This window comes from Methanothrix sp. (assembly GCA_029907715.1).
In the GTDB taxonomy this organism is placed as follows: Archaea; Halobacteriota; Methanosarcinia; order Methanotrichales; family Methanotrichaceae; genus Methanothrix_B.
The window spans coordinates 110722-135534 of the sequence record JARYLI010000002.1; the positions used below are offsets into that span (position 1 = coordinate 110722).

The 24813-nt window shown below is 55.2% G+C and carries 23 protein-coding genes and 2 tRNA genes; 17 read left to right on the plus strand and 8 right to left on the minus strand.

The genetic code is table 11. From position 1 onward, the window contains the following. Positions 1–306: 306 nt before the first annotated feature. From QHG98_02120 to QHG98_02190, 15 genes are all read left to right on the plus strand, one after another. On the plus strand, positions 307–669 hold the full coding sequence (locus QHG98_02120) for a 50S ribosomal protein L18e (GenBank protein MDH7596529.1): 363 nt from the start codon (positions 307–309) through the stop codon (positions 667–669). 5 nt (positions 670–674) lie between these two features. After that, the gene (locus QHG98_02125) at positions 675–1085 is read left to right on the plus strand and encodes a 50S ribosomal protein L13 (GenBank protein MDH7596530.1); all 411 of its coding nucleotides are present in this window, start codon (positions 675–677) and stop codon (positions 1083–1085) included. Positions 1086–1096: 11 nt separating this feature from the next. Continuing rightward, positions 1097–1495: a 30S ribosomal protein S9 gene (locus QHG98_02130; GenBank protein MDH7596531.1), complete on the plus strand. Its 399-nt coding sequence runs from the start codon at positions 1097–1099 to the stop codon at positions 1493–1495. A gap of 6 nt (positions 1496–1501) precedes the next feature. Further along, positions 1502–1687 carry a DNA-directed RNA polymerase subunit N gene (locus QHG98_02135; protein MDH7596532.1) on the plus strand — a complete coding sequence of 62 codons (186 nt, stop codon included), beginning with the start codon at positions 1502–1504 and terminating at the stop codon, positions 1685–1687. A gap of 8 nt (positions 1688–1695) precedes the next feature. Further along, positions 1696–1770, plus strand: a tRNA-Pro gene (locus tag QHG98_02140). Between the two features lie 27 nt (positions 1771–1797). Continuing rightward, positions 1798–1980 carry a DNA-directed RNA polymerase subunit K gene (locus QHG98_02145; GenBank protein MDH7596533.1) on the plus strand — a complete coding sequence of 61 codons (183 nt, stop codon included), beginning with the start codon at positions 1798–1800 and terminating at the stop codon, positions 1978–1980. A 9-nt stretch (positions 1981–1989) separates the two neighbouring features. Beyond that, positions 1990–2610 (plus strand): 30S ribosomal protein S2, encoded by a 621-nt coding sequence (gene rpsB, locus QHG98_02150; GenBank protein MDH7596534.1) that lies wholly within the window; start codon positions 1990–1992, stop codon positions 2608–2610. 2 nt (positions 2611–2612) lie between these two features. Next, a complete protein-coding gene (locus QHG98_02155) occupies positions 2613–3422 on the plus strand; it encodes an MEMO1 family protein (GenBank protein ID MDH7596535.1) in 810 nt (269 codons plus the stop codon). A gap of 7 nt (positions 3423–3429) precedes the next feature. Continuing rightward, positions 3430–4392 carry a mevalonate kinase gene (gene mvk, locus QHG98_02160; protein MDH7596536.1) on the plus strand — a complete coding sequence of 321 codons (963 nt, stop codon included), beginning with the start codon at positions 3430–3432 and terminating at the stop codon, positions 4390–4392. Positions 4393–4394: 2 nt separating this feature from the next. Further along, positions 4395–5168, plus strand: coding sequence for an isopentenyl phosphate kinase (locus QHG98_02165; GenBank protein MDH7596537.1), 774 nt, complete (start codon positions 4395–4397; stop codon positions 5166–5168). After that, complete coding sequence (fni, locus tag QHG98_02170) at positions 5143–6216, plus strand: type 2 isopentenyl-diphosphate Delta-isomerase (protein MDH7596538.1); 1074 nt, start codon at positions 5143–5145, stop codon at positions 6214–6216. Before QHG98_02165 ends, fni begins: the two co-directional genes overlap by 26 nt. Before the next feature lie 14 nt (positions 6217–6230). Beyond that, positions 6231–7571, plus strand: a complete 1341-nt coding sequence (locus tag QHG98_02175; GenBank protein MDH7596539.1) for an RNase J family beta-CASP ribonuclease — start codon at positions 6231–6233, stop codon at positions 7569–7571. A 20-nt stretch (positions 7572–7591) separates the two neighbouring features. After that, entirely contained in the window at positions 7592–8575 is a 984-nt protein-coding gene (locus QHG98_02180; protein MDH7596540.1) for a polyprenyl synthetase family protein, read from the plus strand. A gap of 180 nt (positions 8576–8755) precedes the next feature. Then, a complete protein-coding gene (locus QHG98_02185) occupies positions 8756–9184 on the plus strand; it encodes a pyridoxamine 5'-phosphate oxidase family protein (protein ID MDH7596541.1) in 429 nt (142 codons plus the stop codon). A gap of 4 nt (positions 9185–9188) precedes the next feature. Then, the gene (locus QHG98_02190) at positions 9189–10583 is read left to right on the plus strand and encodes a replication factor C large subunit (GenBank protein ID MDH7596542.1); all 1395 of its coding nucleotides are present in this window, start codon (positions 9189–9191) and stop codon (positions 10581–10583) included. On the opposite strand, the gene QHG98_02195 is transcribed toward QHG98_02190, so the two are convergent. Together QHG98_02195 and QHG98_02200 are read right to left on the minus strand one after the other, a co-directional pair. After that, positions 10580–11212 carry a hypothetical protein gene (locus tag QHG98_02195; protein ID MDH7596543.1) on the minus strand — a complete coding sequence of 211 codons (633 nt, stop codon included), beginning with the start codon at positions 11210–11212 and terminating at the stop codon, positions 10580–10582. The genes QHG98_02190 and QHG98_02195 overlap by 4 nt on opposite strands. Positions 11213–11452: 240 nt before the next feature. Further along, a tRNA-Arg gene (locus QHG98_02200) sits at positions 11453–11575 on the minus strand. A 488-nt stretch (positions 11576–12063) separates the two neighbouring features. Here QHG98_02200 and QHG98_02205 point away from each other — a divergent pair. Then, positions 12064–13164, plus strand: coding sequence for a tetratricopeptide repeat protein (locus QHG98_02205; protein MDH7596544.1), 1101 nt, complete (start codon positions 12064–12066; stop codon positions 13162–13164). A 369-nt stretch (positions 13165–13533) separates the two neighbouring features. Here QHG98_02205 and QHG98_02210 read toward each other — a convergent pair whose 3' ends face one another. Further along, positions 13534–15411 (minus strand): GNAT family N-acetyltransferase, encoded by a 1878-nt coding sequence (locus tag QHG98_02210; GenBank protein MDH7596545.1) that lies wholly within the window; start codon positions 15409–15411, stop codon positions 13534–13536. 305 nt (positions 15412–15716) lie between these two features. Continuing rightward, positions 15717–18419, minus strand: a complete 2703-nt coding sequence (locus QHG98_02215; GenBank protein MDH7596546.1) for an HAD-IC family P-type ATPase — start codon at positions 18417–18419, stop codon at positions 15717–15719. A gap of 705 nt (positions 18420–19124) precedes the next feature. On the opposite strand from QHG98_02215, the gene QHG98_02220 reads away from it, so the two are divergent. After that, positions 19125–20078, plus strand: a complete 954-nt coding sequence (locus QHG98_02220) for a coiled-coil protein (GenBank protein ID MDH7596547.1) — start codon at positions 19125–19127, stop codon at positions 20076–20078. A 453-nt stretch (positions 20079–20531) separates the two neighbouring features. Here QHG98_02220 and QHG98_02225 read toward each other — a convergent pair whose 3' ends face one another. The 4 genes from QHG98_02225 to QHG98_02240 all read right to left on the minus strand — a co-directional run bounded on the left by QHG98_02225 (position 20532) and on the right by QHG98_02240 (position 24772). Continuing rightward, positions 20532–21341, minus strand: coding sequence for a winged helix-turn-helix domain-containing protein (locus QHG98_02225; GenBank protein MDH7596548.1), 810 nt, complete (start codon positions 21339–21341; stop codon positions 20532–20534). Positions 21342–21404: 63 nt separating this feature from the next. Beyond that, positions 21405–22415, minus strand: a complete 1011-nt coding sequence (locus tag QHG98_02230; protein ID MDH7596549.1) for a TRM11 family methyltransferase — start codon at positions 22413–22415, stop codon at positions 21405–21407. Continuing rightward, positions 22416–23501 (minus strand): phosphotransferase, encoded by a 1086-nt coding sequence (locus QHG98_02235; protein ID MDH7596550.1) that lies wholly within the window; start codon positions 23499–23501, stop codon positions 22416–22418. Between the two features lie 2 nt (positions 23502–23503). Beyond that, positions 23504–24772 (minus strand): adenosylhomocysteinase, encoded by a 1269-nt coding sequence (locus QHG98_02240; protein ID MDH7596551.1) that lies wholly within the window; start codon positions 24770–24772, stop codon positions 23504–23506. Positions 24773–24813: the final 41 nt, after the last annotated feature.

The window sequence follows — 24813 nt, forward strand, 5'->3', positions numbered from 1 at the left end:
AATACATAAGGGCGCATGCAATTATGCCAGTGCATGCCGATTCCTGGCATCCCCTTCAAGTCGCAGCCGGATCTTCAGGCACGTCTCAATATCCAGACACGGTGCACATCATGCGATCTGTTGATTTCAAGACTTCAACTCGGGTGTTCAAGACCAAATATCGGGGACGTGAAAACCCTTATATACTGGCGAATTGTTCGAGAGTGATATCCGCATGAGGGCCGGGTGGCCCTTGGCGCATGAACTGATGTTCGAACGCGCTGGGCGCGTGAGTCGGTCTCTAGCGAGGCTTTGCGGAGGATTTGGATGAAGATTATCAAGAAGACTAATCCGAGACTGGTCCGTCTCATCAGCGACCTCAAGGCTGCCTCACGTGAGAGCAAGGCCGCTATCTGGCGTGATGTTGCTGAGAGGCTGGAGAAGCCGAGGCGAAACTACGCCGCGGTCAACCTGAGCAGGATCAACAGACACACTGGAGATGATGACACGGTGCTGGTCGCTGGCAAGGTTCTTGGGGCCGGAGAGATAGATCACAGGGTAACAGTTGCTGCGCTTGGTTTCAGCGAGCAGGCGGCGTCGAAGATAATTTCCGCGGGTGGAAGATGCATGAAGATAGAGGAGCTCATGAGGCTCCATCCCAAGGGTACTGGCATAAAGATTCTGAGGTGAGTGCGATGATCTTCGATGCGACCGGTCTGGTTATGGGCCGTCTGGCCAGCATAACTGCGAAGTGTCTTCTCCAGGGGGAGGAGATAAGGATAGTGAACGCTGAGAAGGCCATAATCTCCGGAAGTAAGGAGTCGGTCCTCCGCGAGTATCGCGAGATGCTGGAGAGGGGCACCCGTGAGAAGGGGCCGTACTTCCCGAAGCGCCCTGATCGCATCCTTAAAAGGACTGTGCGGGGAATGCTTCCCTATAAGACCGGCAGGGGTAGAGAGGCGATGGCTCGCCTCAGGGTCTACGTGGGCGTACCTCCAGACCTGAGCGGCATGGCCTTTGAGCAGCCGGATGGGGCCAAGGTAAAGCGAGCCACAAGCTACATTGAGCTTGGCGAGCTGAGCAGGATGCTTGGCTCGGAGTTCTAGGGAGGATCTTCATGAAGGTGGTCAACTCCTCGGGAAAGAAGAAGACTGCGATCGCCAGGGCAACATTCAAGGAGGGCAAGGGCAGAATTCGCATAAACAATGTGCCGCTCGAGATCGTCGAGCCTGCTCTGGCCCGGATGAAGATGATGGAGCCGGTAGTCATGGCGACAGAGGCGTTTTCGAGCGTCGATGTGGACGTCTCGGTTAGGGGCGGTGGCGTCATGGGTCAGGCGGATGCCGTCAGGACAGCCCTGGCCAGGGGCATACTCGAGTGGACTGGTGATGCCGCTCTGAAGGAGGCATACGCTGAGTACGACAGAAACCTTCTTGTAAGCGATCACAGACAGAAGGAGAAGAAGAAGTTTGGCGGACTTGGTGCCAGAGCAAAGTACCAGAAGTCCTACAGGTGAGGTGCCTTGATCCCGGTAAGATGCTTCTCCTGTGGGAAGGTCATCTCCAGCGTGTGGGAAGAGTACAGGGAGCGGATCAAATCCGAGCCACCTGGAAAGGTGATGGACGACCTTGGGATAGAGAGGTACTGCTGCAGGCGGATGCTTCTATCCCATGTTGAGGTCGTGGATATGCTCCGCAGGTACCAGTAGAGAGAAAGGGGGTTGTAGGGTAGCCTGGTCCATCCTACAGCGTTCGGGACGCTGTGACCTGAGTTCGAATCTCAGCAACCCCATCATACTCTTCCTTTTGAGGTGGCTATTTGAAGGGCGAGAAATATACTCGATTTGAGCGAGCCAGGATAGTGGGAGCACGTGCTCTGCAGATTTTCATGGGAGCCCCAGTGTTAATAAGGACGGAATCCATAGACCCTCTCGAAATAGCTCTTGAAGAGATGAGGTTGGGTGTTATACCTATAACCGTGAAACGTGATCGCAAAAGGTAGGTGAATTGATTGGTTGAAGAAGAGGTGATAACCGTCGAGGGCGATTATGAGACCCTGATCCCCATAGACGAGTATCTTGCAGCTGGTGTTCACATCGGAACGCAGCAGAAGACCAGCGACATGATGAAGTACATCTACAGGGTCAGGACAGACGGTCTTTACGTTCTTGATGTTCAGGCGACAGACAAGAGGATACGGCTTGCAGGGAAGTTTCTGGCGAACTATGAGCCCTCGAAGATACTTGTCGTCTCTGCCAGGCAGTACGGCCAGAGGCCTGCCACAATGTTCGCGAAGGCCGTCGGCGCCAGGGCGAACGTCGGGAGGTTCATACCGAACACTCTGACGAACCCGTCCTTCGCGGGATACATAGAGCCTGATGTGCTTTTGGTCACAGATCCGGCAGGCGATGGTCAGGCTGTCAAGGAGGCAGTTGATATCGGCATACCTGTGGTGGCGCTCTGCGACACCAACAACATGACCTCAAATGTTGATCTTGTGATACCCACAAACAACAAGGGCAGAAAGGCGCTGACGCTGATCTACTGGCTTCTTGCGAGACAGGTCATGCGCGAGCGCGGCGAGGAGGAGAAGTTCAGGTACACCGTGTCTGACTTCGAGATGGAGTTCTAGATATGAGGCCACCAGCTGCCGCCGGTATGTTCTATCCTGCAAGGGCCGAGGCGCTGCTCGCGGAGCTCAGCTCTGCATTTCGCGGGCTGAAGCGCGAGCCCATGCCGGTTATCGGTGCAGTGGTGCCACACGCCGGCTACATCTACTCAGGCTCTGTTGCAGCCGAGGTGTACGCGAGGCTTCCTGAGCGCGAGACATACGTTCTGATCGGCCCGAACCACACCGGCCTCGGGCTCCCAGTCGCCGTCAGCAGGGAGACCTGGAGAACCCCGCTGGGCAGTGTCCCTGTGGATCTTGAGCTCGCCGATGCCCTTGAGGGGTCGATAGTGGCGCATGATGAGCTGGCACACATGGAGGAGCACTCGATCGAGGTCCAGCTGCCGTTTCTCCAGAGGTGCTTCTCAGGCTTCAGGATACTCCCGATCTGCATGGGCATGCAGGATCAGGAGACCGCCATCGAGGTTGGTGAGGCTGTGGCGGATGCGATCATGAGGCTCGGAAGGAGCTGCAGTGTGATTGCATCCAGCGATCTCACGCATTATCTCAGACACGAGACCGCCAGGCAGCTTGATACATCGATACTTGAGTCGATAATCAGAATGGATATCGACGATCTGTATTCAAAGATCGAGATGCTCGATTCCAGGTACTACGGGCACGGGGTCTGTGGCTACGGGCCGATGGCAGCGACGATAGCAGCCTCCAGGCGACTGGGCGCGAGCATGGGGAAGCTTCTGCGCTATGCGACCAGTGGAGACGTCTCCGGAGAACGCGGACAGGTCGTGGGCTATGGGGCTGTGATATTCACCTAGGAGGAGTATGACAGCGGCATCAGCCCCGGGGAAGGTCATACTCTTCGGGGAGCATGCTGTTGTGTCAGGCGCCCCCGCGCTGGGCACCGCGATAGATCTGCGCGCCAGGGTCTTGGTTGAGGATCTCCCTGGAAAGACGGAGATCAGCATACATGGGCTGGGACTGAGGCTCTCCGGCTTCTCGGTCGATTCTGATGGGAGAGTCGTGTCTCTCGGCAGCTCAGATGAGGCGGCTGCTGCTGCCAGGTATGTGTCTGCTGTTGTGAAGACGCTTGGTGTGAGCGACGTGAGGATAACGGTCTCCTCTGAGATACCTGTGGCATCGGGTCTCGGGTCCTCCGCTGCCATAGTCGTTGCGACGCTGGCTGCACTGAGCCGCCACATGGGCATCGATATGGATGTCAGGAGTATCGCGGCAGAGGCCCACAGGATCGAGAAGATGGTGCAGATGGGCCTGGGGAGCCCGATGGACACAGCGCTTGCCGCATACGGCGGGTATGTACAGATCTCAGATGGCGTAACGCCCGTAGAGCTGCCCCCGCTGGATCTTGTCATTGGCTGCACGTCAGTTCCACATGATACAAGAGCAGAGGTCGCGCGGGTCCAGGAGCTGAGGTCTAGGTATCCGGAGATAGTGGACCCGATATTCAGGGCCATAGGTGCGATATCAAGAATGGCGGTGCCGTGCATAAAGAAGATGGAGCTCGAGGAGCTCGGTATGCTCATGAACATAAACCACGGCCTTCTCGAGGCGATTGGTGTCGGGACGAGGGAGCTGAGCGAGCTCGTCTACGCTGCACGGGGCGCTGGAATGGCGCTGGGAGCAAAGCTGACAGGCGCCGGTGGAGGTGGCTGCATGATAGCTCTTCCAGGAGAGGACGCATCCCTGAGAACCATCACCGCGATATCCCAGGCCAGGGGCAGGGCGTTCAGGGCCAGGACAGGATGCAAAGGCGTTACTGTAGAATAATTATGCTGAAGATACTGAAGCTGGGCGGGAGCATAATAACGGATAAGAGCAGGCTGGCCACCGCCAGGCTGGACCAGATATCCAGGATCGCTCATGAGATCGCGGGGAGTGAGGATCTGATAGTCGTGCATGGCGCAGGATCCTTCGGCCACATTCACGCCAGAAACTTCGGGCTGCCTGAGAGGTTCACCGTGGAGGGTCTGCTGAAAACACATCTCTCTGTATCAGACCTCAACAGAACCGTGGTCGAGGCGCTGCACGATGCCGGAGTCGATGCCCTGCCAGTTCATCCCCTGAGCTGTGTGGTTCTGAGGGATGGCAGGATTCATCTCATGAGCACAGAAGTGATCACAGAGATGCTCACGCGCAGCGTGGTCCCTGTGCTTCACGGCGATGTCGCGATGGATGTCTCCAGGGGTGCTGGCATAGTCTCCGGAGACCAGCTCGTCGCATATCTTGCGAGAACTCTGGGAGCCGGGATGGTTGCGATGGGCACTGATGTGGATGGCGTCATGATCAACGGCAGGGTTCTCAGCTGCATAACACCTGAGAGCATGCAATTCATTGAATCTCATCTTCTGCCTGCCAAAGGAATTGATGTGACAGGAGGCATGCACGGGAAGCTCAGTGAGCTTGTGGAGCTTGCTGCGATCGGTATAGACTCCAGGATCTTCAACGCCGGCGTGTCCGGAAATGTCAGACGCGCTCTGTCCGGAGAGAAGCTCGGCACGCTGATCACAGGTAGAGAGCATGGAGACGGTCCGCAGGAAGCTTGAGCATATAGACATATGTCTGAAAAAGCAGGTGGTATCGAGATACAGACCATTTGATGATCTGATCCTGCTGCACAGGGCCCTGCCTGAGATCGATGAGTCTGATGTGAGCACAGAATGCACATTTCTCAACAGGAGGCTCTCTGCGCCGCTGATGATAAGCGCTATGACCGGTGGCCATCCGGATGCGAGGGAGATCAACGCGAACCTCGCCATCGCGGCTCAGGAGACCGGCATCGCGATCGGGGTGGGATCGCAGCGCGCTGCGCTTGAGCACCCCGATCTTGAGGAGACATTCTCGATCGTCAGAGAGCTTGCTCCCGATGTGCCTGTGGTGGGGAACATAGGGGCTGTTCAGCTGCACAGATACGGGCCTGAGGTCCTGGACAGGGTAGCGGAGATGGTGGATGCGGATGCAGTCGCCGTTCATCTGAACTTCCTCCAGGAGTCGGTCCAGCCTGAAGGTGAGATGCATGCAGCGGGAGTTCTCGATTCCCTGAGAGAGGCGAGATTCAGGCTGCCGATAATCGTCAAGGAGACCGGTTGCGGGATCTCCTTTGAGGACGCGAGGATCCTCGTAGATTCCGGTATCCGGATCATAGATGTTGCCGGCGCCGGAGGGACATCCTGGTCGATGGTCGAATCATACAGGGCGGAGCTGCGCGGTGATGCAGAGTCCAGCGAGATCGGCATGCTCTTCGCAGAATGGGGAATACCAACTCCAGTCTCGGTGATAGAGTGCTCACGCGCAGGCGCCCAGGTGATATCATCAGGAGGCGTGAGAAGCGGCATTGATGTGGCAAGGAGCATCGCACTTGGCGCGTTCATGGCCGGCGCAGCGCTTCCCCTGCTCGCTCCCGCGACGAGGGGCAGCTTGGATGTCGTCAGGGTTCTTCAGAGATTCGTGAGAGAGCTCAGGATATCGATGTTCCTCACCGGCTCGAGGAGTATCCAGGAGCTGGGCAGGATCCCTGTGATAATAACTGGAAGAACCCGGGAGATCCTGGAGCAGCGGGGCATCGATACAAAGATTTTTTCTTCAAAAAGGTAAAAGAGAGTGTTAGGATGAGCAGCATAGGAATAATGGCAGTCGGCGGATACGACGAGATCGGAAGAAACATGACTGCCATCAGAGTCGACAACGACATAATAATAATGGATATGGGAATCCGCCTGGACAGGGTCCAGATACACGAGGACACAGATGTGGAGTCTCTTCATTCCTCAGATCTCATAAGTATGGGCGCCATACCTGATGACAGCGTTCTGAACGGGGTTGCATCAAAGGTCAAGGCGATCGTTTGCACGCATGGACACCTGGATCACATAGGCGCGGTATCGAAGCTGGCACACAAATACCGGGCACCCATCATAGCCACGCCGTTCACAGCTGATCTCGTGAACCAGGAGATAAAAGCGGAGAGGATATTCAGAGTCAACAACGAGGTCATCAGCCTGAAGGCAGGGGAGAGGCATCAGGTTACTCCGGATATAGAGCTTGAGTTCATCAGGGTACAGCACAGCATAGTGGACTGTGTCTTCGCCGCGCTGCATACAAAACACGGAGCAATACTTTACGCAAACGACTTCAAGATCGACAGGAGCCCGACTCTTGGCGAGCCCCCGGATTTTCCCAGGCTCAGACAGCTCGGGCGCGAGGGTGTTCTGGCGCTGATAACGGAGACCACAAACGCAGGGGTCTCTGGGAAGACACCCTCAGAGCAGATCGCCAAGGACCTCGTCTGGGATGTTCTCATGGGAACAGAGGAGACGGAGTCGGGGATACTGGTGACAACCTTCTCATCGCATATAGCCAGGATAAAGGCCATAATAGAGGCAGCCCGCAAAATGGGCCGCAAGCCAATTCTTCTCGGAAGAAGCATGGAGAAGTACTGGGGAACTGCTGTGAGAACAGGGTATGCGGAGCGAGGGAACGGGCTGGCAGTGTGTGGCAGGCGGAAGGCTGTCGATAAAGCGCTGAAGAGGATGATGGTCGAGGGCAAGGACAAGTACCTGCCCATAATGACAGGCCATCAGGGTGAGCCAGGGGCCATACTGAGCAGGATTGCAAATGGGGAGACTGAGTTCAGGGTGGAATCGGGAGACAGGGTCATATTCAGTGCTGGTATAATACCACAGCCTCTCAACATGTCAAATCGCCACACGGTTGAGACGAAGCTGAAGATGAAGGGCGCGAGGATATACGATAATGTGCACGTCTCAGGGCATGCATGCAGAGAGGACCACTGGGAGCTGCTGCGCATGATTAACCCGGAGCATGTGATACCCAGCCACGGCAACCTCAACAGCCACGGCCAGTACCTCATGCTGGCTGAGGATACGGGCTACAAGCTGGGATACTCGATACATCTCCTGAGGAACGGGCAGGAGCTGCTCCTCGGGTGAGCTTAAAGAGGTCGAAGATCATGAAAACCTTGGAGGGAGGAGATCTGGAGGCTGAGCTGAGAAAGCGCGCTGATCTGATATCCAGAGCTATAGACGAGCTCCTGCCTGTCTCCAGACCTGAAGGGCTGTACGATGCAGCCAGGCACCTGCTGGGAGCTGGCGGAAAGCGGCTCAGACCATCGCTGCTTCTCGTGGCTGGAGAGTCTGTGGGGTGCGACGCTGCACGCCTGGTTCCGGCTGCTGTTGCAATAGAGCTGGTCCACAACTTCACGCTGATACATGATGACATAATGGATAACGCCTCTCTGAGGCGCGGCAAACCCGCGGTCCATGTGATATGGGGAACATCCGGGGCGATACTCGCAGGCGATACTCTCTACTCGAAGGCGTTCGAGATGCTCTCAAGGGTGGACGCGCCGCCTGAGAGGGTGCTTGCTGCCATGGATATGCTCGCGAGAACATGCACTTCGATATGCGAGGGACAGTGGCAGGACCTGGAGTTCGAGCGCGCGGAGATTGTGACTGAGAGCGAGTACCTGGAGATGATCGAGAAGAAGACGGGGGTGCTGTACGGCGCCTCTGCATGGATCGGTGCGACCCTGGCCGGAGCCCCGCCTGAGGTGGCAGCAGGCCTCGAGGAGTTCGGCAGGCTGACAGGCATGGGATTTCAGATACACGACGACATACTCGACCTGACCGTGCCAGAGGACGTCCTGGGCAAGAGGCTCGGTGGGGACATCCTCGAGGGAAAGAAGACTATGATAATAATAGATGCTCTCTCCAAGGGAGTCAGGCTCGAGATATTCGGGAAGGGCCAGGCCAGCCAGGATCAGCTCAAGGAGGCGATCTCGTCTCTGAGGAGATGCGGATCGATAGATTATGCCAGGAGAAGGGCAGAGGAGTTCGTCGAGAGGGGGAAGCGTGCGCTTGATGTTCTGGATGATTCTCCCGCGAAAAGGCTGCTTCTGGAGCTCGCGGATTACATGATATACAGGGGTTATTGAACTGGTTCAGGGGATTCCCTGGATTCCTCAGGCTGGAGCAGCCGCATGCACACTCATGCACTGGTGTGCGGACATGTGAAGACGGTGGGTGAGCCCTGAAACATTCGACTCTTCGTCTTCTCCACATGATCAAGGCAGCCTTGAGCGCAGGAAGTCCCCGACGCAGGAGGTGGACACGAGATGAACGTTCGCGAAATGAGTATGGATGAATGTGAGGATTTGCTCAGGAGATGCAGGTATGGCAGGCTGGCGCTCTCCTACGAGGACCGACCGTATGTGGTACCGATGTCATATGTCTATGTGGATGGCACTGTCATACTCCACTCCAGGCCATCCGGAAAGAAGATCGAGATCGCGAGGAGAAACAGCAACGTCTGCTTCGAGGTGGATGAGCTCGAGGGCCAGCGGTGGAGGAGCGTCATACTTTATGGGAAAGCTCAGCTCTCAGGATCACATGAGGCCAAGCGCAGGATGTTCGACGCCTTCATGAAGAGCGGGATCGGCGGGCATGGCGGGAAGATGTTCACCTGGGAGATGCTCGAGCGCATGGATATGTGCGTCTGGGAGATAAAGGCGTTTGAGATAACTGGAAGGGAAGGGATCTGGTAGGGGTATGGTGGGCTGGGCCGAGAAGTACAGGCCCAGAAGCCTTGATGGCATACTGGGCAATGCAAAGGCGGTGGCCGAGCTAAGGGCATGGGCCAGGGCCTGGGAGAAGGGCAGGCCTGAGGTAAAGTGCCTTATCCTGTATGGTCCTCCGGGAGTTGGGAAGACATCAGCGGCCCTCGCGCTGGCATCGGAGATGGACTGGGACTACATAGAGCTCAACGCCAGCGATCAGCGGACTGCGGAGATTATAAAGAGCGTTGCTGGACCCGCATCGCAGGTGAGCACATTCTCCGGCAGAAGGAGGCTTGTGATACTGGATGAGGCTGACAACCTGCACGGGACGTATGACCGGGGCGGGGCGGCAGCGATTCTGAAGGTGATAAGGGATGCGACGCAGCCTGTGGTTCTCATAGCAAACGAGTACTACGATATGGAGAAGCCACTCAGGGATGCGTGCAGGGGGGTTCAGTTCAGATCGATAAGAGCTCAGACCATAGCATCCCTTCTCAGAGAGATCTGCAGGAGCGAGGGGATCGAATGCGAGCCGGACGCGATAATGCATATAGCTGAGATGTCAGGTGGAGACCTGCGCAGCGCGATAAACGACCTCGAGGCGGCTGCAAGTGGTCTGAGGCACCTGCGATTGGAGGACGTCGCGACCTCCGAGAGGGACGTCAAGGCCTCGATATTCAAGGTTCTCGACTCGATATTCAGGGGAGAGAGCGCAAGGAGCGCGCTTGAGGCCACATACCAGCTGGATGAGAGCCCGGAGGATCTCATACACTGGATCGACGAGAATCTGCCTGTGGTGTACAGGGATCGCGATCTCGCAAGGGGATTCGAATGTTTATCCAGAGCGGACATCTTCCTGGGAAGGGTCAGGAAGCGGCAGAACTACACACTCTGGAGATACGCCACATTCCTGATGACAGGAGGGGTAAGAGCTGTCAGCTTGAATGTGCGGAGGGGATACACGCAGTTCAGGCCGCCAGGCCTCTGGAAACGGCTGGGTCAAACAAGAAAGGCGAGATCCGTGAGGGATTCAGCTGCCAGAAAGATAGCTGCGCACTGTCATGTCAGCACATCATACGCCAGATCTGAGCTCATGCACTTTGTTGGGGCTCTGCTGAACAGCAGGAAGACCGGAGTGGCTGTTGCAGCATCCCTCGGTCTGAACATAGAGGAGATCGCGCTCCTGACCGGAAGCTCTCCAGCTACAAAGAAGGTGCAGAGGCTCTTCGAGGAGGCGCAGAAGATGATCGAGGCAGAGCAGATCGCCATGATAGATCGCGGCCTGAAAGTCGAGAAGATCGAAAGGGAAGAGCAGGCTGCGAAGGACGTCTCCGGGAGCAAAGAGATCTCTCAGGAGAAGAGGCAGAGATCGCTCTTCGACTTCTAGGCGCACGGGATCCAGTCGACCCTGCTGGGCCTTCCGGATCTGTTGCTGAGGTCCACGTATTTCTTCACGGAGAACGCGCCAGTGAGATCCTCAACAGATCTGCTCAGCTCCACAGCGCGCTTGTCGTTTCTCTGACGGGTCGTCCAGGCAATTCGCCCGCTGCCTATGAACGTGGCGTCCATCCCTGCCTGAAGGCTCTCGTTACCGGCAGCTCCTGTGGTCCTGATCTCGGTGCTCCTGTGTATCAGCTCAGAGGCCGTGTACACCTCTGTGAGAGCCGATCCGGCATCGTAGTTTATGACGCATATCCTGTTGGACCATTTTCTGTTATAGGCGTCGCTGCCAAATGACACAGGGAAGTACTCGAACTCCGCGTCCTGTGTGAAGTTTATGGTGTTTCTTATGACATCGAGCTCGAACGCGCTCCTCTCATGGAACCTTCCGCTGCCTATGATCTTCTCTGCAAACTTCTGGCCCTGGGCACCGGCCGCAGTCTGCCCCAGCAGCTCGGTGTCGCGGTAGCCTGTGCCCAGGTTGAGGGCACCGTTGAACACGTAGTCTGCAGCACATGCAGTCCCGATCAGCATCACACACAGGGCAGCAGACCAGGCTATCCATCTGAAATCCAAATCTCTCCCTGCCCGTGGCTTTATTCGAGACCATAAAAAGGTGTCGAACCCGATCAGGGCTGCGGGCTGTGAGCGCGAGCTGATGATCGATCCGCGACCACTCAGCAGCGCAACAGACTGGAGGAGATGATGCTGCCTGTCAGGTTAAGGATACGCGACAGAGGAAGAGATGCTGTACAGATCAGGTGCGCTAAACGGTGTGCAGGATCGCCCTTGGATGTCAATATGTGATGAGAAAAGCGGGCGTGGAGGGATTCGAACCCCCGGCTTACAGCTTAGGAGGCTGCCGCCATATCCTTGCTAGCTGAACAGCTTCTAGGGAACAGGGCCACCGGCCAGTGCTCCTGGCTAGGCCACACGCCCGTACCGGTTACCCTACTGCCCATCTCGTATATCAAATTTTTCCCGCATCAGCAGGTCTATGGATTCCCGAAAGCTCTGACACTATACGCTCGGCATTGTACCGGATTTCCGATCGTGAGCCTGAATCACTGAATGCTGCTGTAATCGACTTCGGTGAGCTGATGCTCCATGAGTCTGGACGGATTGATCGCTGCGGATTTCAATGATATGCTCTTCCGGGTGGTTCGGCGAACCAGTAGAGTATTCCTATTAACCTCCTTTTCTGCGATCTGCCCATGTCGCTAAGTAATTTTATATATACTATTTTATATCAAAACAGGTTTTTAGGGATTCTCAGTAATCTCGCAGAAAGGTGTAGTGCCAGTCGACGTTGGTTCGAATGACTGAGTTTGCCTTTCCGATGATTCGAACACATGAGCCAAATGATGCGCGCACACGGCCCATGCCCGAGGCAAGTTTTATAACACATATTCATGCGAATATCTCACATGGTTTCCATTGCTGATCTTCTGCAGAAGGCTGAGGAGAAGTACCTCGCTGGGTCTTACGATGAGGCCATAGAGTACTATGACAGGGCGCTGGATATTGATCCTGGGAACACTGCGGCATGGTGTGGAAAGGGAATGGCCTGCTTCTGCCTTTCCCGCTATGAGGATGCTCTGGAGTGCTACACCAGAGCGATAGAGGTGGATCCGGAGTGCGTGCCGGCCTGGGAGAGCCGTGCAGAGGTGTTATTCATTCTGGGAAGATGCGATGAGGCCATCTGCTCCTACCAGGAGGCCATAGACAGGGATCCTGCATATGCGCTTGCATGGATCGAGAGGTGCATCGATTCCAGGCCTGATGATGCGGAGAGCTGGAGGCAGAAGGGCCTAGCGCTTCTCTCCATGGGGCGGTATGGGGAGGCGATAGAGGCCTACCGCATGGCTCTGGATATAGACCCCTCTGAGGCCAGGGACTGGTGCATTCTCGGGGAAACGCTCCAGACAATCGGGAGACACAGCGAGGCCCTGGAATGCTTTGAGAGGGCTCTTGAGCTCAGGCCATCTGATTCAGCATGCTGGACCAGGATGGGCGAGTCGCTGCACAGCACTGGCAGGTACGATGAAGCTCTGGACTGCTACGAAAAGGCGCTCAGGCTCGACCCTGGATCCGTCCAGGCCTGGCATGGAAGGGGTCTCGCTTACAGAGCCATGGGAATGGCATCAAAGGCGATAGAGGCATTCGACTCAGCCATATCACTTGATTCAGAGCATGCTCAATCCTGGTACGCGAAAGGCATCACCTTCAGGGCCATCGGTCTCTATGAGGATGCACTTGATTGCTTTAATCGCGTTCTCAGCATCGACCCTGATAATGCATCTGCACTGAAGAGCCGTGCATGGTCCCTCTACAACCTCGGCCGGTACGATGAGGCGCTCAGCGCATGCGAGGATGCGATATCTGTTAACCCATGGGACGAGGACGCCTGGTACAACAGAGGGATCGTGCTCAGGGCTCTGGGGCGGTACACTGAGAGCGACATCTCGTTCATAAGAGCCCGCGAGATCAGGGTCATGAATCTCTCAAAGAACCAAATGCGTGAATGAGATGATGGCAGTGAAATGCTTTTGGCCACGAACAGCTGAAATCAAAAACGCTCCCATTGGTCATCGGTTAAGGATTTATGTAAATATAGTGATCATGAAATTTGACAAATTGAGATCTCCCCATAGTGGAGAGTTTGATTCAAATCGACCGCCTGTGGACTTGAGTCCTGATAGCAGTACTGAGGCAAGATAAGACTATTATAGTATTACGCATAAGTTGATATAATATCACATGTCACATAAAATCATCTATGAAGTATGACATATCCAGTAGATTTTAAATGGATTTACATGAAGTGGCGCAAAGAACTATAAGTCCAATTCTACAGATGTCGATCTTAACCGATGACGCATGAAAACGCTCCGAGTTCAGGCCCTGAACTTGAGCGTCATATAGTATATCCCACCGTCGTTGACCTTCTCCACCTCGAACCCCATCTTCTCGAAAAGCCTGAAAACGCGATTGTTCTCTGCCAGAACCTCTGCTGTGAACCCGAGAAGGCCGCTCTTCCTCGCAAGCTGTGTCAGGTACGATAAAAGCTCGCCACCCACACCCTGGTTCTGGTAATCATCTCTGACAGCGAGCGCGATATCTGCGGTGTATTTATCTCTGTTGACCTCATACTGGCCTATGCCGATCACCACGTCCCTCTCCTTTCCGGCGAGCGTGGCGAGTATCACCATTTTGTTTGTGTAGTCGATCATGGTGAGCTTCTGTAGCAGATCTCTTGGGATCTCCCTTCTCATCGATATGAACCTCTGGTACCTGCTCTCCTCTGAGAGTGAATAGAAGAAGTCCTTCAGCAGTGGCTCATCGCTGATCCTCACAGGGCGCATCAGAATCTCCAGACCGGTTTTGGTGGTTCTGTGAACCTCGAGGTGCTCCGGATAGATTCCCTGCCAGTCCGGAAGAACGATCTGGTCCCTGTAGAGCATGTTCATCCGTTTCGCCTCTTCTATCAGCCACGCCCTGAACTTCGGATGCGCCACAGCTATCAGGGCCATCGCCCTCTCCCGCAGGTTTCTGCCATGAAGGTAAGCTATGCCGTGCTCTGTCACCACGTATCTGATATCACCTCTTGTCAGCGTCACACCAGCGCAGCTCCTCAGACATGGCACAATTCTGGACACGCTCCCGTCCTTTGCTGTGGATGGGAGGGCGAGAATGGTTTTGCCGCCCGGAGCCATGGCCGCACCCCTCATGAAGTCTGCCTGGCCGCCTATTCCGCTGTACAGTGTTCCTCCAAGAGACTCAGCTGTGGCCTGGCCTGTCAGGTCGATCTCGAGCGCGCTGTTTATCGCGACCATGTTTCTCTGTTTTGCTATGATCAGGGGATTGTTTGTGTAATCGATCTGCCTGAACTCTATATCCGGGTTCCCGTCGAGATACCTGTACGTCTCTCTTCTGGCCATGCAGAAAGTGGCTACGGTCTTCCCGGTATCGAGGGTTTTCATGCTGTTGTCGACAGCGCCGCTCTTCATGAGCTCAACGATGCCATCTGTGAGGAGCTCTGTGTGAACCCCTAGATGCTTTTTGTCGCGGAGGTTCGAAAGAACAGCATTTGGTATGCTTCCGTAGCCGACCTGTATCGTGGACCCGTCCTCCACGATTCTCGCAACATACTTTCCTATCTGCTGCGCAAGCTCAGTCGGCACGCTCTCCACATACTCCAGGAGCGGCTCCTCATGGTATACAACGTAATCAACATCCTCTATGTTGATGATGGTGTCCCCGTGTACATACGGCATCTGAGGATTGACCTGGACAGCAACGCTGGATGCGTTCTCGATCACAGCCTTTATTATGTCAACACTTATACCGAGGCTCATATCTCCGTTCTCGTCCGGCGGTGTGGTCTGTATGAGAGCCATATCGACATTTATCGTTCCATTTCTGAACAGCTCTGGAAGCGCTGATAAAAATATAGGGGTGTAGTCCGCGTCAGCGCGGTTGATCGGCTCGCGCGTGCTCTCCCCTATGAAGAATGAATCGAGGCGGAAGTTCAGCTTGAACTTCTCATCTGTGTATGGCGCGACACCCAGAGTCGAGACGTGGATGACCTCCGCGTCGAAGAACGCCGTGGGATACCTGCTTACGTAATCGATCAGAGAGCGCACAAGATGCTGCGGCTCTGCGCAGCCGGTGCCGATGAATATCCTGTCGCCGGGATGTATATTTCTGAATATGTTCCTCTCTGGAGCAAACCTATCCGGCCACCTGCTCCGCATCTCATCCAGCCCCATCATCGGAATGCCCCACTCTGCAAAGCCCAACAGCACAACCTGTCCTTTTAAAGTATATAATTCTGTCGTTGCTTGCAGAAAATGCACTGCAAAAAGAGAAAATGTAATGAAATATAATGATATTATGATTACGCTCCAGCTTCTGCGATCTGGCAGATCTGTTATGGTTTCAGAGAAGATCTCAAGCCAGTCCGATTGAGCTCAAAAGAGACCATCTTGGCTCTGCACAGTCCCTCTAAAAGTCATGGCTGATGACCTGTAGACCATCTCAAAAACAAACCGATTTGAGAGCCGATTTTGAGCTCGCTTCAGCCAACCGCGATCCTGCGGCGCACCATCTTGTACGCCTCCATTGTGATCAGTATTGTAAGAGCAAGCGCCAGAAGCCTGGCCCAGTGCTCTGGTGAGACGGGCCCGATATTCAGCACTCTGCTGAGCCAGGGACTGTACATGGCGATTATGTGGATCATCTGTGCTCCAAGAGTGCCAAAAAACAGAATGGGATTTCTCAACGGGCTCATGCTGAATGCGGAGCGCAGCTCAGATCTGCTGTTGAAGACCTGTATGTTTTCGAACAGCACCATGAGCAGCATGGTGCTGTTTCTCGCCTCATCCAGACTCGAGCCGGTGCTCAGCAGGTATCTGTAGAGCATGAATGCAATTCCACCCATGACAATGGATGAGAGCAGTATCCGCTCGATCATTATCCTGTTGAATATTCCCTCTCTCTGAGGCCTTGGCGGTCTCCTCATCTCATCCCCCTCAGCCGGCTCCAAGGCGAGGCCTATGTGCTGTATGCCGTTTGTCACAAGGTTTAGCCAGAGGAGCTGAACGGCCAGCAGTGGGAGGGGCACTGCTGCGAAGAGGGCGAGAAAGAAGAGCACAATCTCCGCAGCCCCTGTGGATACCAGGAGGAATATGACCTTGCGCACGTTGCTGTATGCGACCCTGCCCTCCTCCACGCCTGCGACGATCGATGCGAAGTTGTCGTCTGTTATGACAAGCTCTGCGCTCTCCTTTGCGATATCGGTCCCGCTCTTTCCCATGGCTACGCCAACGTGGGCGGCACGCATGGCAGGCGCATCGTTTGCGCCATCGCCTGTTACAGCAACAGTATGCCCCAGGCGCATGAGAGACTGGATTATGTCCAGCTTCTGTCTGGGCTCAACCCTTGCAAAGACCCTCGCCCTCCGAACAAGCTCGTCAAAGGCATCATTTCCGATAAGTTCCGCCTTTTTGAGCTCAGGACCGGTTATCACCTCCTCCATGCTCCGGGCCATCCCGAGCTCACGGGCGATGGCCAGCGCGGTGATCGGGTGGTCCCCGGTGACCATCGCAACCTGTATGCCAGCCTTTCTGCATCTGGCCACCGCTGGCTTTGCTTCTGGCCTCAGGGGATCGATCATCCCGATAAGTCCAAGGAATGTGAGACCTCTGAGCCGCTTATCTGAGAATTCATCATCGCTTTCAAGCGGACCATCTGCCACCGCAAGAACCCTGTAGCCGTTGTTCGCCATCTCAGATGCGCATCTCTCGATCGCATCTCTGTCCAGCGGAGCCTCGCCATCGATTGTGACCACCCTGTCGCACATATCCAGCAACGTCTCGGGAGCGCCCTTGACGAATGCAATAAGCCTCCCGTCCATCCTGTTCAGAGTGGCTGCGAACTTCCTCTCAGATGCAAATGGTATCTGTGCGACGAGGGGGTACTTCGGGGCGATGTCCGCCTGCCTGACACCCGCCTTGTGCGCCATGACGAGAAGTGCGACGTCGACGGTATCTCCGTGGTGGACCCAGCGACCATCGCGCATCCCGAAGAACGCCTCGTTGCAGAGAGCCGCTGCAGTAACAATTCTATTTATGAGAAACTCCTCATCCTCGGTGGGCTTTCCATGGGCTGTTCTGATCTCCCCCTCAGGAGATATGCCCTCCCCTGTCACCTCCATGTACCCATGGCCCGGTACCGCTATGAGCCGTGCCGTCAGCTCGTTCATCGTGAGTGTGCCGGTTTTGTCAGAGGCTATGAAGTCACAGGAGCCGAGGGTCTCCACGGCAATCATACGGCGCACGATGACGTTACGCCTAGCCATGCGATTGACTGCTACCGCAAGCACCACTGTTAGCGCCACAGGCAGACCCTCGGGAATCGCGGAGACCGCAAGGGCCACAGATTGAACGAAGACCTGCGCTGCATCCACACCCCTTCTGACCTCGATGGCGATTATCAGCATAACAGCGATCAGAACCGCCTTCGCTATATTGCCAGAGAACACCTCCATTCTTCTTGTCAAAGGCGGCTTCGCAGACTCCACATCTGTCAGGGATCCGGCCAGCCTTCCCAGCTCGGTATCTCTGCCGGTCGCCACCACCACGCCTCTGCCACGCCCGCGGGTCACTATGGTTCCGGCGAAGGCCATGTTGATGCGATCGCCCAGGGATGCGTTCCATTTCAGCACGGCAGAGGCATCTTTTGATACAGGGGTTGATTCTCCTGTTAGAAGGGACTCGTCCACCTCGAGCGCGTGCGTTTCAAGCAGTCTGAGATCTGCGGGCACCTTCATGCCCTCCTCGATGAGGACGATGTCTCCAGGCACGCAATCCTCTGCATCCACCTCGAAGCTCTCGCCCTCTCTGACAACACGTGCATACGTCCTGACCAGATCTCTGAGAGACTCGATGTTCCGCTCGGCTGAATACTCCTGGGCTGTTCCGATGATCGCGTTGATCAGCAGCACGGCGAGGATGAATATGGCATCTGTCATTTTCTCGAGTATGAACGAGACCGCAGCGGCTGCCAGCAGCACATAGATCAGGGGGCTCAGAAACTGACGCAGAAAAAGCATCTGTATGCTCGGAGGCTTCGCTCTCGGGAGCGTGTTCCTGCCGAAGCGCACGAGTCGCTCAGTTGCCTCCTCCCGGCTGAGACCGGTTACAGAGGTGTTCAGCTCATGAAGTACCTCATCTACATTTCTGGAATGCGGCTGCAGCTCTGCTATCTGAATAACCCCCACGATGCATCATGCAGGAGATCAAATTGGCAAGGGAAAGACGCCGAAAATTAATCGGCGATCCTGTGTGACAAAAGTGCCCGCAGGATATCAATATTTTGATGATCTGCTGATATTTAACGATTGTTCGCGTTTGCTCAATATGTTGAGCGTGCTTGAGTTACCGATCAAGTGAAGCTGCTATGGCAGAGTCGTTCATCCAGAGATCCGTCAAGAGGGCAATTTAGCTCAACGTATTGAGCATGTTCTCGGTTAAGGCTGTTTGATTCAAGAATAGATCAACAATTTTTATACAGGTGTCATCTTGAAATTATTCGCTGTTGCTATTGATGTTGATCTCATCAAGCAGCACAAATATGATAGCATCAAATTGTTAAATATTCATCGTATCATCTTGCACAGGAAACCTCCCGATGACCGGTGAGTCTCATGGAGTACGCAACCATTCAGCTGTTCGAGTTCGTTACTCAAATACCTCCTGAGGTTTACTTGCGACCCGGGCCCCATTCACGGCAGATGCTACCAAAAGATTAATACGTTAAAGATATCTGATGCTTGAGCAGTAGTCGACCGGCATGGTCCGCAACAGGGATGTCTTTTGGTGGAGAACGCATGCGGCACAATGGCGTTATCGCATTTGCGATCGCACTTGTTTGTTGATATCTGACGTGTAGGACCCTGCTGATTTGCTGTCGAGGGAACCCCATAATGTACAGAGGAGGAGATACGCCCACGGGCGTGCTGGGCAGCGAGCCCAGGCAGAACCCCAGCCATGTGCTGGAAAAGGAGGAAAAAAGGGGGATGCTTGCAGAACTGGAAGAGAAGAAGGCCAAGCTCAAACAGGAGTCGCTTATCTTCAAGGAGAAGCGCAGCCAGCTGAATGCAGAGGCCAGCAGGTGGGCTGCGAAAAGGAACGAGCTGAACAAGGAGACCAAGGAGCTCATAGAGAAGGCACAGGAGCTCAAGAAGCTTCGCGACGAGTACAACACCAAGGTCGCGGAGTCGAAAAAGCTTCGCGATGAGCTCAACGAGAAGACGAACCAGATCTACGCGAAGATCGACGAGATCCGGAAGAAGTACAACCTCTCTGGGGACAGATCGATCCGCGAGCTTCGCAGGGAGATAGACCATCTGGAGTTCAGACAGCAGACCGAGGTGCTCAGCCCGGATAAGGAGAAGCAGCTCGTCGAGAGGATCGCGATGCTCCACAACGAGTTCAAGCTCCGCAAGGAGCAGCTCGAGAAGAACGAGGAGCTGAAGAAGCTGCTTGAGGAGGCGCAGGCGCTGCGCGAGCAGGCCTCAAAGCATCACGAGGACGTCACCAGGTATGCTGAGCTGGCCCAGGAGTATCACGACAAGATGATTGCCACGTTCAAAGAGGCGGATCAGAAGAGGGCCGAGGCCGATGCTGCGCACCGCGAGTTCATAAAGGCTCAGGAGGCGGCGGATGAGCAGCACAGGGAGTTCATAAGGACACAGAGGGAGATCCGCGATTTTGATAAGATCATCATGGGCCTCAAGAAGAAGAGCCGCGATGCCAGAGAGGATCGCGCGAAGGAAGCCGCAAAGCGCGAGGCCGAGGAGATCCTGAATCAGTTCAAGAAAGGAGAGAAGCTGGATACGACAGCACTGCTGAGGCTCCAGCGCGCTGGCCTGGTATGAGCCGCGAGGCGGGATCTGCCCGCCCCTCCATGTTAATATTGCGCATCTCAGCGAATATCTCGTGGCACATGTGGTTGAATCGTTGGATAGGCAGGCTGTGGCACTCGAACCAGCGTCAACCGACACCACATCTTTCTGTGAGACTGCTGGTCCGCCCGGATTACCGGGATGAGCCAATCTCCTTATTGTTCCGGGTTTTCGGTGGTCTGTGAAGGACTTTTTCCGTTATTCCCCTGCCGATGCGCCAAATCAACTGGCTGAGCCCATCGCGCACATCTCTCTTATGTATTCAGCAACTTGAAGTGCATGCAGGCCCGTTGCTGAATGCACTCATTCGCGCGCCAGGCCTTCGACGCAGTCGAAGATAAGTCGAAACGAGCGCATGACTGATGCCTCTTCAAGTCATCAGATGGATAAGAGCGATCTCCCCACAAAATCTCTCTGCATGCTGTTCTATATCGATGTGACCCTTTCCGCCATTTTCTTGTGGTGCATGAAGAGCCTTATCCCCCATTCTCTGGCCCCCGGCCCCGTGCATATCAGGTCTTGGCCGATATCATAGCCACCATTGAGCCGGAAGAGGCCGAGGGAGAGCGATGAGTCGATGACTGTAAATGCAGCTCTGACATCAGCATCCAGCCTGTACAGCTCGAAGTTCTCTTTTTTGAGAAGATTCTCAAGTATATCCCTGTAATCTCTCGCGACGATCTCCACGATAGGAGCTGTGAGAACAAGCTCCACGTGCGCCCCGTTCTTCACGGCAGTGTCTATCGCCGTCGGATACTCCGGGATTATGATGGGCGATACGCCATATATGCTCCTCGAAGAGATGAGCTGTGAGACAAATATCTGCTGCGTCCTGAGTATCGCAGCCGGATCTCCGCTGACTATTTCACCATCCCTCAGAAGGCCTATGTCCACAAGAAGATCATCGGGAATTGCGCTGATGTCATGTGTCATCCAGAAATCCTTGTAGTTCTCGAGCACGACCATCGCGCTCAGAAGCCTGCTCAGCATCAAAGCCTGAATGCGACCCAGGTTTGTGAGCCTGTATCCCCGGTGGGTCCTTACAACTATACCGCCCTCGATCATCTCCTTGATCGCATGCAGTATCGTCGATGCCCTGGATCCCAGCGATCTCTCGAGATCCCCCGCGGTCAGCTCACCATCCCTGAGCGAGAGGAGGACCTTGGTTCGTATCGCAGATCTGGTAAAGCTCTTGAGCAGATCCTCTGCAAGATCGAAGTCGTCGCATACTGTCATGCCTAACCCCTTAGAATATCTAGACAGGGTTTGGAATCAATGTATTAATATGTAGCCCGCATTTCAAAAGTCCGCGGGCTTCTCGCACACATGTATGTATCTCGTCAGGCTCCGGTGGACCCTGTCGCTGTGGCGCTCAACTATTCGAAACCCACTGGATCTCAGCAGATCCTCCGCAGGGCTGTCTGTGACGACCACGGCACGCCTTCCAGCTTTGAGAACCCTGTGCATCTCCTCGAAGCTCCTCGAGAGCATCTCATCTTTTGATCTCGCTTTTATCACCGCGGATCTTCCATATGGCGTATCGGTGACCACGGCATCAACTGAGGAATTTTTAAATGGTAGAGACCTCGCATCTCCGAGTATCAGATCCGCCTCCAGCCCATCCAGGTTTGCCCTGGCACCCCTGTTCAGTTTCTCCTGCACATCCACGCCCGCGCCCCTGATGCCCACGAGGCAGGCCTCGACCAGAATCCCGGCGGTTCCGGAGAACGGATCCAGCAGCAGCTCTCCAGGTCTGACCATTGCTATGTTGACAAGAGCCCTCGCCATTCTCGGCATCAGAACTCCAGGATAGAAGAACGGCTTAAGATGGGGTCTGCGCCTCTCAAATCCACCCCTGTCAGGCCTTGCGATCTCGTATCCGAACACAACCTTGTTGCGGGATACGATCGCGCGAATATCCATCTCCGGATTCTCGAGATCTGCTCTGTAGCCCATTGCGTGGAGCACCCTTCCAGCCATGCGCTCGAGATCGTGGCTCTTGACCCCCTCTCCGAGACGGCTGGCCCTGACTCTGTAGCTCAGCCTTGGGAGATCAAGCGAGCGGAGCGCATGCTCGATGCCCTCAGGACTCGCATCGCATACCTTGAGGACCTCAAGGATCCTGTGGGTCATCGCAAGCCTGCGCTCCAGGATTCTGTGATCGAGACCATCAGCATCCACAAGCAGACAGCGCTCTGTTCCGGCCACCTCTCTGAAGGATGCAGCATGGATTCTGAGGAGCGAAAGCGCCTCGCTCCTCGGCACCGTCGGATGCTCTCCGGAGAGCTCGAATGCGTAGAGCTTTGACATCTATGTCAGATATTTGTTCACATTCCTGTAATCGAACGATTCGTCATCCAGAACGTTCTCCAGGAAGTTGAAGAGAGCTCTTCTGACATTATAGGAGAGCAGCGGGTACCAGGTGGGGCTGGCCACGACAACAGCTCTGAACGCGAAGAACGGCGCTATGACATCGAGAACCTCCTCATCTCCGGTTCTCTCCAGGTACCTCTCGAAGAAGATCTCGAACAGATCCATGAGACCACCTGCCAGACGCATCTCCTTCTGAACCGAGTAAAATATGTAGTTCATCGACATCGCGCTCAGGTCGTCCGCGGCCTCGCCCCACTCACCCCTGCTCCTGTCAAGCACAGAGAAATCGCTGCCCTCCCTGAACATCACATTCCACGGATGGAAATCGCCGTGGACCTGGCAGAGCCTGTGGGTCATTGACCTCAGCTTCCATCGCCACTCCACACACCGCTTCTCGATCTCGCAGAGCTCGCCGCGCTCGAGGAACTCAGGCGCATCCGGATAATCATCAAGAATGCCCATGATACCCTCTCCATGGCCGATCGTGTCCCTGATCCTGCGCCTGTAGAGCGGCGGGCAGCTGTGCTTCACGCTGTGTATCTCAGCAAGATACTCCGCGAGCGCAGCAGCTCTCGCTCTGTCAAGCTCTGTAGCCCCGCTCTCCTTGACCCGCTCGAGATCGAAGAAGTACTCCCTCCCCTCGATCCTCTCCATCACAAGGAAGAACTCCTGTGCATCGCCGCAGGATCTTATATCCCCGGAGGGTGTGAAGTACCCGACATCTATCGATCTCACATGCTTTGGTAGCTTGTTGAATGCAGAATGCTGCCAGAGCATTACCTGTGCCCTGTCTGAGAAATGATCGTGCCCAAAGCCGTGCTGCACCCGCATGGTCGAGAGAACAAGATACTCCTTCCTGCCATCGAGAAAATACTCGATCAGCAGCGGGCTGCCGTAACCAAAGCCCTTCACGTCCCCTGTGGTCGGGATGGTCTCACCCATCTTTCTTATGGATGTGAGCCTGGCACCATCCCCGAATATGCTCTTCAGGTATCTCTCAATGCTATCCCTGCTTATGTCCATGTTCACGTCCCCATCTGCCAGCTGTGCAGGTACCTGTCCTGCTCTGGAGTCAGCCTCTCGATCTCTATCCCCATCGCCTTCAGCTTGAGCTCTGCCACCCTCCTGTCTATATCGACCGGGACGGGATAGACCTTTCTATCAAGCCTCCTGCCGTTCTCGACGATGTATCTCACCGAGAGTGCCTGATTTGCGAACGACATGTCCATGACCTCCGGAGGATGCCCATATGCAGCGGCCAGGTTGATCAGCCTGCCCTCGGCCAGCAGGTATATCCTGCGCCCATCGCTCATCACATACTCCTTTACATTGTGCTGGATCTCCTCAGTGGAGACTGCCATGCTCTCCAGTCCAGGGATATCTATCTCAACATTGAAGTGCCCGCTGTTTGCCAGTATTGCCTGATCTTTCATGAGCTCGAAGTGCTCCCTTCTTATCACATTTATGTCGCCTGTGAGCGTCACGAAGAGATCCCCCAGCGGCGCGGCGGATCGCATCGACATCACCCTGTATCCGTCCATTGCAGCCTCGAGCGCTTTTCTCGGCTCGGTCTCCACAACGATCACGTTCGCTCCCATGCCCTTAGCACGCATCGCAAACCCCCTTCCGCACCAGCCGTAGCCTGCGACGACCACAGTCTTTCCAGCGAAGAGAAAGTTCGTCGCGTTCATTATCCCGTGCACCGTTGACTGCCCCGTGCCGTATCTGTTGTCGAACATCATCTTCGTCTCTGCGTCGTTCACAGCTATCACAGGATAGGCCAGAGCACCGTCATCGGCCATTGCTCTGAGCCTCATCACCCCTGTTGTGGTCTCCTCACACCCTCCAAGGATATCGGGAAGAAGCTCGCGGTGGCTTTTGTGCACCACCGCTATGGTGTCTGCACCATCATCAAGCGTCACATTGGGGCGGAGCTCAAGGGCGCGCTCTATGCACTCATAGTACTCACTCTCGTTCTCGCCGCGGAATGCGTAAACGTGTATGCCGCGGGCTGCGAGAGCAGCTGCAACATCATCCTGGGTGCTCAGCGGGTTCGATCCTGTGAGAGCGATCTCGGCGCCACCTGAGCGCAGCGTCTCTATCAGGTTGGCGGTCTCCACTGTCACATGTAGACATGCGACTATCCTTATGCCCTCAAGGGGCCTCTCCCGCTCGAACTCCTCCTTTATGAGCTGGAGCACCGGCATGTGCCTTCTCGCCCACTCGATCCTTCTCTCACCGGCATCCGCAAGCCCTGGATCCTTTACAATGCTCTTCTCCAATCTTTCACCCATCTCCTGAAGGTGATCTGGCCTAAATGTTTTATCTATCGACT